Here is a 12,850-nt window from a genome sequence, read left to right on the forward strand (position 1 = left end):
AGGGCTGGTGCGCCAGCACCTGTTCGGTGAGTCCACGGTCGATGTGCTCGCCGGTGGCGATCACGGCTCCAGTCCAAGATCGGCAAGCCGGTCGTCATTCCTGTGCAGCACATCGGCCATGATCTCGTTGACGGCGTTGATGTCATCGTCGTCCTGGTCCCGGCCGGTGAGCGCAACGGTGAGATCTTGTTCGACGGCTGCCAGACGTTGCGCCACCGACAGCACCTCACCCACATAGCGTCGGGCGAAGACCGAGGCCTCGGCACGTATCCCGCTGCCGAGGGTTTCCTCGTCGTCACGATCCTCACCGGAGTCCGGCGAGGAGCCCTCGTGCCGATCCGTCTGGTCCATCTGTACGGGGCTGGTGACGTCCTGGGAATCAGCGTGGCGATCCGTTCCCTGGGTGTCGGCGTCAAGGATCCTGCGCAGTGTGGCGTCCAACCGGGCCCTGCGCCCCTCGGCATGGGCGAAGAACTGTGCCCAAGTGGACTCCGGGGGTTGCATGAGGGGATCGATGCGATCGGCCACCTGGGTCATGAAGTCGCGCTGCAGCCCGAAGAGGATGTGGTCTCGCAGCAAGGCCTGGACCCACGTCGTCGTTGGGACGTAGCTGACGACCGAGGAGATCATCGGCTCCACACGACGCAGACCACCGATCTCATCGACCTGTGGACGAGCCTCGTCCAGCACCTCACACAGTTGTTTGGCACGATCGGCGATGAGGAAACGGTCGGCGAGGGCTGGGCACAGTTCCATTGCCGAGACCACGGAACCCAACTGGGTCAGCGCACTGGAACAGACGATGGACCAGAACGTCGTTGCTGCCGCGTAAGGGGCGGTGTCGAAGCTTGCCACCCCTTCAGGCTAGGGCTCTGCGGCTCGGAACGGTAGAATCGCTCTCGGTGTGTTCGATTGACAAGCCGTCAATACCACCCGAGGACATGAATTCGCACGCGGATAACACCCTGCGAGTCCCGTCCTCTCCCGGACACCAAACCCTCACCGGGTGCTGTCCATGCACGACATCGGGCCTTGACGGGCCTGCACACATCCCGGGCCAACCGGCCCGCGCACGACACAGGACCTTGGCGGGTCCACGCACGAAGAGGCCACGACACTGACCACGAACAACACTTCAGAAAACCAGACATTCGCCGACCTGGGGGTTCGAGCCGACATCTGTGAGGGGCTGGCAGACGCCGGTATCACCTCGCCCTTCCCCATTCAGGCGATGAGCATCCCCATCGCCATCAGCGGCACCGATCTCATCGGTCAGGCTCGCACCGGCACGGGCAAGACACTGGCCTTCGGCGTGTCTGCCCTGCAACGCATCGTCCTGCCCGGTGACGAGGGCTGGACGCAGTCGGGCAGCCGTCTGCCCCAGGCCCTGGTGATGTGCCCCACGCGCGAGCTCGCCCTCCAGGTCTCCCGCGACATCGACACGGCGGCTCGCGTGCGTGGCGCCCGGGTGCTCACCGTCTACGGTGGCGTCGGTTACGACTCCCAGATCGACGCGCTGAAACGCGGGGTCGACGTCGTCGTCGGCACCCCGGGCCGCCTGCTGGACCTCGTCGGTCGCAGGGATCTCAACCTCACCAGCTGCTCGATCGTCGTGCTGGACGAGGCCGACGAGATGCTGGATCTCGGTTTCCTTCCCGACGTGGAGAAACTGCTCGGCCACTGCCCCACCAGCCGCCAGACGATGCTGTTCTCGGCCACCATGCCGGCAGCGATCATGTCCCTGGCCCGCGCCCAGCTCAACCATCCGGTGCACATCCGGGCGGAGGGGGCCGACTCCCAGGCGACGGTGCCACAGACCACCCAGTACGTCTACCAGGCGCATCCACTCGACAAGATCGAGATCATCTCGCGACTGTTGCAGTCCTCCGAGGTCGAGAAGACGATCATCTTCTGTCGCACCAAGCGGGCCTGCCAGCGTCTGGCCGACGATCTCGCCGACCGGGGGTTCCCGGCCCGTGCCATTCACGGTGACCTCAACCAGGTGGCTCGGGAAAGGGCTCTCAAGGGGTTCCGCGAGGGGCGGGCGAAGGTCTTGGTGGCCACCGACGTGGCGGCCCGCGGAATCGACGTCACCGGCGTCTCGCACGTCGTCAACCACGAGTGCCCGGACGACGAGAAGACCTACGTGCACCGGATCGGACGTACCGGACGCGCCGGCGCCAAGGGCATTGCGGTCACCCTAGTGGACTGGCCCGACCTCACCCGCTGGAAGCTCATCAACAAGGCTCTGGGGCTGGGTATCGATGAGCCGGTGGAGACGTACTCCACCTCCACGCACCTCTTCAGTGACCTCGCCATTCCCGAGGACGCCACTGGCCGCCTGCCCGGTGCCGAACCGAGGCATTCCCGCGACGAGAGCCATACCCGAGGACGCCGTCGCGAGGGGCCGAAGACACGGGGTACGAAGAACCGACCCAAGCGTCAGCGCACACGCCGCCGCAACGGCGTGGTGGTGCAACGGGACGCCGAGGCCGCCGGGACGGCTCCAGCAGCCTCGGCGAGTTCGCGGCCCCGCAGAACCGGCAGCGACGTCCAGGCTCCCACAACCCGTTCCCGAGCCGGTGAGACTGCTGAGTCAAGGGCCGTCACCGATCCGGCCCGGGCGTCCTCCGCCACCAAGCAACACCCCACCACGTCCACCAGGACCACGCCCGCCGCCGGTTCCCGTGCCGCTGGAGCCGGGAGGACCAGGCGTCGTCGAGCCCGCGGGACCGACCACCGTCGCCCCCGCCATGAGCCCCAGAGGCGCACTCGACGTGTCGATTCCGAGCAGCACACCTCGGCTCCCCACCCCGCCTCCAGCACGTCAGGTCATGCGAGTGGCACCGACCGGAAATCTGCACGTACCGGCTCTCGACCGACGAGACGATCCACCCGGGCACGATCCTCGGCAGCCAGCGCGTCGAACTCGAACCAGGACCGCGGCACCTCGGCGGACACTCGGCGCACCCGGCGGGCTCGTCGTCCCAGGGGCCACTGATCGACCAAGTACTCCTCCTGCGCCCAGGCACTCGTCCTGCGCAGGGGTCAGCTTGTCGCTGGTTGCCTGCGCAGGGCGGTCTGGCGCTCACCGAGGCAGTGGTGCCCCTTGTCACATGGCCGATAGGCCCTCACATGATCGATGGGCCGCTGCCCGGCACCGATAGTGGTGTGACCGCCCGTCGCCAATGGTTGCTGCGGCTAGGCCCTGCGCCGACTCCAGTGTTCTGCGATCCAGTCGCCTGCGACCCGGTGCTCTGCGACGGTTTCGGGCCATTCCGGCAATCAACGCACCGCCGGCATCGACGCGGCCTGACTGACGCGTCAGAGCGTGTCCGAGCCTGGCCCCCGCCGTGGCAAGCTGACCTCAGCGAGCCAGCTCCCTGGTGAGCCGGCTCAGTAGACCATCCTCATGGCCTCGCGCACCTCGCCCAAGGTCTGGTCGGCGACGGCGCTGGCCCGCTCATTGCCCTCATGCAGCACGCGGCGCAGATACGTCTTGTCGCTGACGAGCTCGGCTCGCCGGGCACGGATCGGCGCGAAGTACTCGTTGAGGGACTCGGTGAGTCGTTTCTTGAGGGTGCCCGATCCGCCGTCACCGATCTGTTCGGCGATGTCCGCCGGATCGGCGTCCTCGCACAGCGCGGTGAGCAGCAGCAGGTTGGACACCTCGGGACGATTCTGTGGGTCGAAGGTGATGTGCCGATCGGCATCGGTCTTGGCTTTCTTGATGAGTTTGGCCGTCTCGTCGGCACTCATCCCGAGCTCGATGGTGTTGCCACGTGACTTGCTCATCTTGGTGCCGTCGAGGCCCAGGACGTGCGGGGTGGCCGACAGCAGCGCCTCCGGCTCGGGGAACACCGGTTGCTCCGCGTCGACGCGTCCGTAGCGCTCGTCGAACCTGCGGGCGATGAGGCGAGTCACCTCGATGTGAGGCAGCTGGTCGACCCCCACCGGCACCACATTTGCCTTGCAGAACAGGATGTCGGCGGCCTGATGAACCGGGAAGGTGAGCATGAGCCCGGACATCGGGCGGTCGGAATTGGCCAACTCGTCCTTGACGGTGGGGTTGCGGCGCAGCTCGGAATCGGTGACCAGTGACAGGAAGGGAAGCAGCAGCTGGTTGAGGCTGGGCAGTGCGGAGTGGGTGAAGATCGTCGTGCGCTGCGGGTCGATGCCGACTGCCAGGTAGTCGGCCAGGCCGGACAGGACGTTCTCCTGGATTGCACCCACGCCGTCCCGGTCATAGATCACCTGGTAGTCGGCAATGACGAGGTAGGAGTCCAGGCCCATGTTCTGCAGCCGGACGCGGTTCACCAAGGAGCCGAAGTAGTGACCGATGTGCAGCTTGCCGGTGGGACGATCCCCGGTGAGGACTCGCCAGCGATCCGGATGCACGGCAAGATCGGCCTCGACCTTGTCGCTACGCTGCTGGGAACGGGCCACGGTGGCCTCATGGGTCCCCACCGTCTCACGATCAGTCATGGTGTCCTTTCCTCGCCCCTCGTCCGACGAGGATTCGACGCCGGTGGGGCGGTGTCACTCACATCGTGCGCCGGGCCAGGCACAGGGGCCGCCACGGCGTCGGTCATGGGCATGATCATAGCAGCGCGAGGTGCGTCACCCCGGGCACGTCGCCCGTGCGGCCCCAGGGTTGACGGCCGCAACAGTCCCCGTGGAGTTGCCCCGGTCCATCGGCGGCCCCGGCACCGCCCGGCGAGTCACCACATGAGGTGGCCGCCGCGCAGCTGCACACGGGTGCAGATCTCGCGGTAGGCGGTCTCCCGAGTGGTGTTGCACCCCAGCTCGTGACCCTTCTTCCCCGTGCCGTGGTAGTCACTGGATCCGGTACGGATCAACCCCAGTCGACCGCCGAGGTCGAAGAGCATACGACGGACCTGGGCACCGTGTTCGTTGTGATCCACCTCAATGCCCTCCAGGCCATCAGCGGCTAGCCCGGCGATCCGCTCGGGGCTGAGCACTCGATCGGCGCCACGTGCCCACGGATGGGCCAGCACCGCCACCCCCTTGGCCTGCCGCACCAGGGTGATGGCGTCGGCCAGGTCGATCGAGTAGCGACGCACATAGGCCGGGCAGTCGTGTGAGAGCCACGTGGCAAAGGCCTCGTCGCGATCCTTGACGTATCCCTTGGCGATCATGGCATCGGCCACGTGCGGGCGTCCCAGGCTGTGGGCGGTGCCCGCATATCGCATGACCTCCTCAACGGTGAGCGGCATGTCCAGGTCGGTGAGCTTCTGGCAGATGCGGTGCAGTCTGCCCAACCGTGACGCCCTGGTGCGTTCCAGTTCGGCACCCAACTGCGCATCGTCGGGATGGCAGCCGTAGCCCAGCAGGTGGACGTCAACGTCCTTCTCTCGACAGGTGATCTCGATGCCCGGCAGCACCTTGACGCCGAATCGTCCACCGGCGGCATGGGCCTCCTCAAGGCCGTCGAAGGTGTCATGGTCCGTCAGGGAGATGACGTCCAGCCCGACCCCGGCCGCGCGCATGACGAGCCGGGTCGGCGAGTCCGTGCCATCCGAGATGGAGGAATGGGTGTGCAGATCGATGAACATATCAGCTTCCTAGCGCCGTCCTCGGGTTGCGAGTCACCATCACCAACTCGGCAGGCCCCGGTGTGGTGGGGACGTCACTGGCAACGTGCCGCATGCTGGCACGTCCATTGTCCTCCCCAAGGGCAAGGCCATGACAGCTGTCTCGATTCTAGTCTCGGGATCGTGGTCGGGCGAGGTTTCCAGCGTTGTGTCCACGGCTCCTCGCCCCGCCGTGCCGCACCTCGCAGGCCACGCCCTGCACCAGGCCGGACCTGCGAATCCGGGTGGATCTTTCCGACCCCGCCGGGGCTGGACTGCAGATCTGGATCGATTTGGACGCTGTGACAAGAATGTATGTCATGGATATCAACATGACTGCTGAGTACTCAGCAACCCCGGATCGCGTGATCGAGATGATGAGCGACCCGGACTGGTGGACCGATGTGTACCACCGCAACAATGCCACCGTCTCCCATGCGCAGCGCACCGGGGATGACGTGTCCCTCGATGTGGCAACCCCCACCCCCAGCCAGGCACAGAAGTTCATCGGTGAGACCTTGCAGATGCACCACGACCTGGTGTGGGACGCTCCGGCCTCCGACGGCAGCCGCACGGCGACCATGACGATGAAGCGCGCCGGGGTGCCGGCCAAGGCCGAGGGCAGGATGCACGTTGCAGCGGGCGGGCCGGGAACGATCGTGACCTGCAATGGATCGTTCTCGATCTCCATCCCGCTGGCTGGCAAGAAGCTCGAGAAGAAGGCTGCCCCCTACGCCACTGCAGCCTTCAGGACCCAGCAGGAGGCAGGCGACGCCTGGCTGGCCTCGCACTGAGAGTCCTTCGCCGCATGGCGGGGCACCGTGGTGAATTCCTCCCGTGGCTGAGCGGTGACTGAACGGTGGCTGCACAGAGCTGGGCAGCGGGCCCGGCGGTGACGGACGCAACGTGACACTGATTGCGACGTGACGCTGCTGACGCCGTCCGGCAGCCCTGCCCGGCGGCGTCACGGCACTGCATGGCCTTGGCGGTGAGTGGTGCCTCCGGCGGGGTGCACGGCAAGGCGTCAGGGCTCTGCATGCCACGGCAGTCCAGTCGTGATCTCGATGGACGCCGGTCGTACCAGCCAGTGTGCCCGTGCTCAGCCCCACGGGTCGGTGGTGGGATCTGGCAATTCCTCGGTGATGTCATGCCACAACATCTCGTGCTCGACGAGCAGGGACTGCACGAGCACGTCGTTCCAGGCGTCGTCGATGATCATGCCGCGTACCGCCTCGGCGGCCTCGGCGGTCACGTCAAGGGTTTCGTCGCTGAACCACGCCGTGATCTGTTTGGGATCCAGCTGGGTGAGGGTCACTCCCCCATTGGCATGCTCCTCGTTGTCGCCCATGACCGACGGCGGCACATGGGCAACGAGCACCAGGCGTCGGCCGTACCGGGCAAGGCCTTGGACCGATGCGATGATCATGGCTGCTCGTTCGGTCTGTTCCTCGTCACCGTCAACGTCGAGGATGGCGCGCAGCTCGTCGGTGACGGTGAAGGCTTGAACCTGCTCGGAGACGTGCTGCACCATGGCTCGGGCCCCGGCTGCGCTGGCCGGGACGAACACTATTTCTGCTGGATCAGACATGACGCCTCCATGATGATGTGACACTTCTCAACGGTAACCGGCTTGACCAACATGTGCGAGGCACTGCACCAGTGTTCCACGAGTGGACACGCATGTCTCCACAGGTCCATTTTCCGGATCCGGGACGTTGTCCACAGATTTCCACTCGGCTCTGGCCTCTCATGGGTCTCACGGTGTGAGCTTGCAGCGTGACGATCCATGATTCATCCCTTCTGGCACGCGAATCCGGCATGGAGCTGCGTCAACTGCCCAGTTGGCTGCCATCCGGTGACGTTCCCACGACATCTCACCCGGTCGACCTCGCGCCCCATCCGATGCTGCCCGACATGACGGACGGCGTTGACGACCTCGTCGCGGACGAGTCGCGTGACACGCGCACCGGCGATGACGGCCGCGGTCCTGCGAGCAACGTCGTCGCACTGCACAGTGCTCGCCGACCATCGACCTCAGCTCCCGTGGCAGCAGCTCGTCTGGTGCTCACTGCCACCCGGGTGATCGTGGAGTGCGTCAGTGGCCGACGTCCCATGTCGCACCTGCGCCGGATTGCAACTGTCCAGGCGGTTGAGGACATCAGACAGTGGCCGCGCGGTGCGGGATGGAACACCGTGGTGCAGATCGGTCGACCCCTCATCCAACGTCGGGACGAGACGATCAACGCCGTCGTCATGCTCGAGATCCAGCAGCACCGAATTGCCCTGGCCCTCACGCTCCGCGGCTCCCGGACGTGGCGGGTCACGTGGACCGAGCTGCTGCGCAACCGTGGTGTCGAGCAGCTCATCTCGGCGCCGTCGCGGTGACGATCCACGGCCGAGACCCCGGTAACCCACGCCGTACGGTGGCCCCACCGGGGGTCTCCGGGACCGTGAACTCCAGTGCCCCACGGTGATCCTGCCCCGGGGTCCAGCGCCCTGAACTTCAGTCACGGGCCACCGGCGGGAGCGATCACCGGGCGCCGGTGGAGGTCAGGCAGAGCGGCGTCCCGAGCCGGACGCCGTGCGTCGGTAGGTCCGACTCAGTTCACCCGGCCAGGCGCGCCGTGGCAGTTCTTGAACTTCTTGCCGGAACCGCACGGGCACTTCTGGTTGCGTCCCACATTGGCGAATGGCTTGTCCTTGGGCTTGGCCTCGCTCTTGCTGACCTCGCCGGACTCATCGGGAGAGCTGTAACTCAGCTCGGTCTCCTCGTGGTGCTCCAAGCCCTTGCCCAAGGGCACCCCGGCACTCATCGAGGCACCGGTGACGGGCTCACCGGACTCGTCGGTCACCAGACCGACCTGCTGGGCCGGGCTCTGGATCTCCAGATTGAACAGGTAGCCCACGACCTCTTCCTTGAAGGCGTCCATCATCGAGGTGAACATCTCGCCACCCTCACGCTGGTACTCCACCAGCGGGTCGCGCTGCGCCATGGCACGCAGACCGATTCCCTCGCGCAGGTAGTCCATCTCGTAGAGGTGTTCCCGCCACTTGCGGTCCAGGACGGTGAGCAGCACCTGACGCTCCAGCTCACGCATGGTGTCCTCGCCCAGAGCCTGTTCCCGACCGTCGTAGGCACCCTGGGCGTCGTCGGTGAAGGCCTCGACGAGCTCGTCGGCGTCGTCGCAGTCATGGAACTCGGATTTCGGCAGTTCCACGGGGTACACCTGCCCCATCTCGTGCCACAGGGTATCAAGGTCCCAGTCCTCGGCGTAGCCCTCGGTGTACTGGCGTACGCAGGCCTCGACGACGCGATTGGTCGTGGCACGCAGCTCGGACTCGACGTCGGCCCCCTCGAGCACCTTGCGGCGGTCGGCGTAGATGACGTGACGCTGACGGTTCATGACGTCGTCATACTTGAGGACGTTCTTTCGCATCTCGAAGTTCTGCGCCTCGACCTGCTTCTGGGCGCTCTCGATCTGGCGAGTGAACCACTTGGACTCCAGGGGAACGTCGTCGGGGACGTTGAGGGTCACCATGGCACGGTCCAGCATCTCGGGCTTGAACAGGCGCATGAGCTCGTCCTGCACCGACAGGTAGAATCGCGACTCCCCCGGGTCGCCCTGACGGCCGGATCGGCCACGAAGCTGGTTGTCGATGCGCCGCGACTCGTGACGCTCCGAGCCCACGACGTAGAGCCCACCCAGTTCGGTGACCTTCTCGTGCTCGGCCTTGGACTGTTCCTCGTACTTCGCCAGCGTGCTCTCCCACGCCTGCTGGTAGGCCTCCTCGTCCTCGACGGGGTCCAGGCCCCTCTCACGCAGGTCCAGCTCGGTGAGGAACTCGGGGTTGCCACCGAGGATGATGTCGGTACCACGACCGGCCATGTTCGTCGACACGGTGACCGCCCCGAGTCGTCCAGCCTGGGCGACGATGGCGGCCTCGGCCTCGTGATGCTTGGCGTTGAGCACCTTGTGCGGTACGCCAGCGCGTTTGAGGGACTCGGAGAGCAGTTCGGACTTGGCGACCGAGGCGGTACCGATGAGCACCGGCTGCCCGGACTCGTGACGTTCCACGACGTCGGCGATGATGGCGTCGAACTTGGCCTGCTCGGTGCGGTAGACGAGGTCCTTCTGGTCCTTGCGGATCATGGGCCGGTTCGTCGGGATCGGGATGACGCCCAGACCGTAGATCTTCTGGAACTCGGACTCCTCGGTCTTGGCGGTACCCGTCATGCCGGCGAGTTTGTCGTACATGCGGAAGTAGTTCTGCAGGGTGATCGTCGCCAAGGTCTGGTACTCGTCCTTGATCTCGACGTGTTCCTTGGCCTCCAAGGCCTGGTGCAGACCTTCGTTGTACCGGCGTCCTGCCAAGGTGCGGCCCGTGTGCTCGTCGACGATGAGGACCTCGCCGTCCATGATGACGTAGTCCTTGTCGCGGTGGAAGAGTTCCTTGGCCTTGATGGCGTTGTTGAGGTAGCCGATGAGTGGGGTGTTGACCGACTCATAGAGGTTCTCGATGCCCAACCGGTCCTCCACCACGCTGATTCCGTGGCCGAGGACGGCGACGGTGCGCTTCTTCTCGTCGACCTCGTAGTCCTCGTCGCGACGCAGCGAGGTGGCGATGCGGGCGAACTCGGGGTACCACTGCTTGTTCTCCTCGGCGGGGCCGGAGATGATGAGCGGGGTACGGGCCTCGTCGATGAGGATCGAGTCGACCTCGTCGACGATGGCGTAGTGGTGGCCACGCTGCACGCAGTCGTCCAGGCTGGAGGCCATGTTGTCGCGCAGGTAGTCGAAACCGAACTCGTTGTTCGTACCGTAGATGACGTCGGCCTTGTAGGCCTCCTTGCGTTCGGCGGGGCTCATCTGGGAGAGGATGGCCGACACGTCGAGTCCGAGGAAGTGGTGGACGCGTCCCATCTGCTCCGACTGCACCTCGGCGAGGTAGTCGTTGACGGTGACGACGTGGACGCCCTTGCCCGACAGACCGTTGAGGTAGGCCGGCAGCAGACCGACGAGGGTCTTGCCCTCACCGGTCTTCATCTCGGCGATGTTGCACTGGTGCAGGGCGGCACCACCCATGATCTGGACGTCGAAGTGACGTTTGTTGAGCACCCGCTTGGAGGCCTCGCGCACCGTTGCGTACGCCTCGGGAAGCAGGTGGTCGAGGTCCTCGCCGTTGTCGAGGCGCTGCTTGAAGTCAGTGGTCTGGCCACGCAGCTCGTCATCACTCATGGCGACGTAGTCGTCCTCGATGCTGTTGACCTGGCCAACGATCCGGTTGAGGCGACGGATGATCTTGCCTTCTCCGGCGTGCAGTGCGCGGTCCAACAGTTTCACGACGGGTGTCCTAACTCGAAAACATGTTCAAGGTGCACGACGTGCACCTCAGCCATCCTAGGGGCACTTCTCACCTGAACCCAATGTGTCACGCTCGTCAATCCTCTCGACTGACGCCGGCAACATCGTGGCATTCTTCCATCATCGACGGTTCTTCGCATGGAAATCGCCGCTGGCAGCAGTCTTTCTGCCATCTCGATGGGATTGACTCGACGCATCAGGGGCGGTCAGCGTGTCAGGGCCGACCAGCGTCTTGGGGGCAGTCAGCACGTCGGGGTCGATCAACGCCTCAAGGTCAATCATCGGGGGCCGGCCAGGTTTCCCCGGCTGACCCCCGATGGATCATTCACTTCTCGCCCCGACGTCACTTCTCCTTGTCGACATCCAGGTGGATGACGCCGTAGTTGTACCCCTTGCGGCGGCGGTAGACCGCACTCGGACGGCCGGATTCCGCATCGACGTAGAGGAAGAAGTCGTGGCCGACGAGTTCCATCTCGTCAAGTGCCTGGGCCAGGGTGAGCGGTTCGGTGCGGAACACCTTCTCCTTGACGTACAGGGGGCCGTCCCCGGTCACCTCGACGTCGCCGGCAATCGTGCGGGTGGGGATGATGTCCCGCTCCTCACCAGCAGGTTCCTCGGGAATGTCGAGCATCTGGGAGACGCGCAACCCGCGACGACTGCGACGGCGGTCGGCGGCCTTGACCAATTGGGTGCGCAACCGGTCGGCGGCCTTGTCGAAGGCCACCATCTTGTCCTCGGCGTGCCCCTCGGCGCGAACCACTGGTCCACGGGAACGCAGCGTGATTTCGCAGGTCATGGCCTGGTCGGGAGATCCCTTGACGTTCTGGGCGGTGAAGACGACCTCGGCACGGGTGACGCGATCCCTGATCTTGTCCACGGCGAGCAGTCTGTCCTCGACCTGGGAGCGCACATCATCACTGACGTGGCAGTGGCGACCCGAAACGATGACATCCATGGCATCCTCCTTGGTGGAGTCGTGCCGGAATTACCCGGCGAGTGACGAACACGGCTGCGGCTGGCTGCACGCCCCTCGACCTCGAGGAGCGAAATCGCCGGTGTCAACCGTGCATGGATGCAACGTTAGCTCAAGAGCCCCCTCCACGACAGGGATTCGTCACAGACCCGTCCGGCTCAGGCCCACCGATGCGGTGTCTGCGCGTCGGCCAGCACCACCGCTGCCCGTACCTGGTACCCACCCTCGGTGAGGGCACGGCAGGCCTCGGCCAGGCTCGCCCCGGTGGTGCGCACGTCGTCGATGACGACGACCGGGCCGTGCCCGGGAACTGCCTGCATCGACGAGTCCTGGTTGGCGGCGCGGCGTTCGTGTGACACCTCCAGCTGGTCGCGCACGTGCCGAGTGCGCTTGAGCAGTGGGACCACCACGTCATTGCCGCGAGGTACCAGGCTCGCCAGCCTCCGGCCGTCCGGTCTGTGCCGGGTTGCTCCCAGTTGCCTCGCATCTCCTCGACCCGGGACTCGACGCGCCGCAGCCCGCGTACCGGCAGCTTCCCCACACCTGCGAACTGCTGCCTGGGCCAGGTCGCGAGCATGATCGGCACCGCGGCGTCGCACCGCAGCCGGATCGGAGGGCATGGGGACGACCCGCGGCACCTGCTCATCGGCAGTGAGGACTGGGCCGAGTCCGGTGGCAAGCCAACCGCCGAGAGTCTCGTCGAGCCAGCCGGCACCACGATCCTTGTAGGCCGTCACCACATTGGGGATGGGGTCGCGATACGGCAGACACGCCACCACCGGCGGTGGCCCGTCACAGATGATGCGGGGTGCTGGACGCACGGCTGCCACGCACTGCTCGCACAGCCCCACCCCGGGTGTATGGCATCCGGGGCAGCAGGCTCCCAGCAGCAGATCCGCCAGGCTCTCAAGAATCCTCAT

The 12,850-nt window shown here is 65.7% G+C and carries 11 protein-coding genes; 3 read left to right on the forward strand and 8 right to left on the reverse strand.

The genetic code is table 11. The annotated features are described in order from the left end of the window. Positions 1 to 60: 60 nt before the first annotated feature. A complete protein-coding gene (locus tag CKV91_RS07235; RefSeq protein WP_036957533.1) occupies positions 61 to 855 on the reverse strand; it encodes a hypothetical protein in 795 nt (264 codons plus the stop codon). 376 nt (positions 856 to 1,231) lie between these two features. Here CKV91_RS07235 and CKV91_RS07240 point away from each other — a divergent pair, with 376 nt between their 5' ends. Beyond that, positions 1,232 to 3,001: a DEAD/DEAH box helicase gene (locus CKV91_RS07240; protein ID WP_411791891.1), complete on the forward strand. Its 1,770-nt coding sequence runs from the start codon at positions 1,232 to 1,234 to the stop codon at positions 2,999 to 3,001. 395 nt (positions 3,002 to 3,396) lie between these two features. Here CKV91_RS07240 and trpS read toward each other — a convergent pair whose 3' ends face one another. Together trpS and CKV91_RS07250 are read right to left on the reverse strand one after the other, a co-directional pair. Next, positions 3,397 to 4,485: a tryptophan--tRNA ligase gene (gene trpS, locus CKV91_RS07245; RefSeq protein WP_065860644.1), complete on the reverse strand. Its 1,089-nt coding sequence runs from the start codon at positions 4,483 to 4,485 to the stop codon at positions 3,397 to 3,399. Between the two features lie 236 nt (positions 4,486 to 4,721). Further along, the gene (locus CKV91_RS07250; RefSeq protein ID WP_065860643.1) at positions 4,722 to 5,576 is read right to left on the reverse strand and encodes a PHP domain-containing protein; all 855 of its coding nucleotides are present in this window, start codon (positions 5,574 to 5,576) and stop codon (positions 4,722 to 4,724) included. 338 nt (positions 5,577 to 5,914) lie between these two features. Here CKV91_RS07250 and CKV91_RS07255 point away from each other — a divergent pair, with 338 nt between their 5' ends. Further along, positions 5,915 to 6,388: a DUF2505 domain-containing protein gene (locus CKV91_RS07255; RefSeq protein WP_065860642.1), complete on the forward strand. Its 474-nt coding sequence runs from the start codon at positions 5,915 to 5,917 to the stop codon at positions 6,386 to 6,388. Positions 6,389 to 6,693: 305 nt separating this feature from the next. On the opposite strand, the gene CKV91_RS07260 is transcribed toward CKV91_RS07255, so the two are convergent. Continuing rightward, positions 6,694 to 7,182, reverse strand: coding sequence for a DUF6912 family protein (locus CKV91_RS07260; RefSeq protein ID WP_065860641.1), 489 nt, complete (start codon positions 7,180 to 7,182; stop codon positions 6,694 to 6,696). A 188-nt stretch (positions 7,183 to 7,370) separates the two neighbouring features. Between CKV91_RS07260 and CKV91_RS07265 the strand changes: the two genes are divergently transcribed. Further along, entirely contained in the window at positions 7,371 to 7,979 is a 609-nt protein-coding gene (locus CKV91_RS07265) for an Rv3235 family protein (RefSeq protein WP_157738756.1), read from the forward strand. Between the two features lie 215 nt (positions 7,980 to 8,194). Here CKV91_RS07265 and secA read toward each other — a convergent pair whose 3' ends face one another. The 4 genes from secA to CKV91_RS07280 all read right to left on the reverse strand — a co-directional run bounded on the left by secA (position 8,195) and on the right by CKV91_RS07280 (position 12,850). After that, complete coding sequence (secA, locus tag CKV91_RS07270) at positions 8,195 to 10,936, reverse strand: preprotein translocase subunit SecA (protein ID WP_459208474.1); 2,742 nt, start codon at positions 10,934 to 10,936, stop codon at positions 8,195 to 8,197. 141 nt (positions 10,937 to 11,077) lie between these two features. Next, on the reverse strand, positions 11,078 to 11,239 hold the full coding sequence (locus CKV91_RS09415) for a hypothetical protein (RefSeq protein ID WP_157738758.1): 162 nt from the start codon (positions 11,237 to 11,239) through the stop codon (positions 11,078 to 11,080). 61 nt (positions 11,240 to 11,300) lie between these two features. Continuing rightward, complete coding sequence (gene hpf / locus CKV91_RS07275; protein ID WP_021103477.1) at positions 11,301 to 11,912, reverse strand: ribosome hibernation-promoting factor, HPF/YfiA family; 612 nt, start codon at positions 11,910 to 11,912, stop codon at positions 11,301 to 11,303. Positions 11,913 to 12,088: 176 nt separating this feature from the next. Then, positions 12,089 to 12,850 carry a ComF family protein gene (locus CKV91_RS07280; RefSeq protein ID WP_065860639.1) on the reverse strand — a complete coding sequence of 254 codons (762 nt, stop codon included), beginning with the start codon at positions 12,848 to 12,850 and terminating at the stop codon, positions 12,089 to 12,091.

The organism is Cutibacterium granulosum (assembly GCF_900186975.1).
In the GTDB taxonomy this organism is placed as follows: Bacteria; Actinomycetota; Actinomycetes; order Propionibacteriales; family Propionibacteriaceae; genus Cutibacterium; species Cutibacterium granulosum.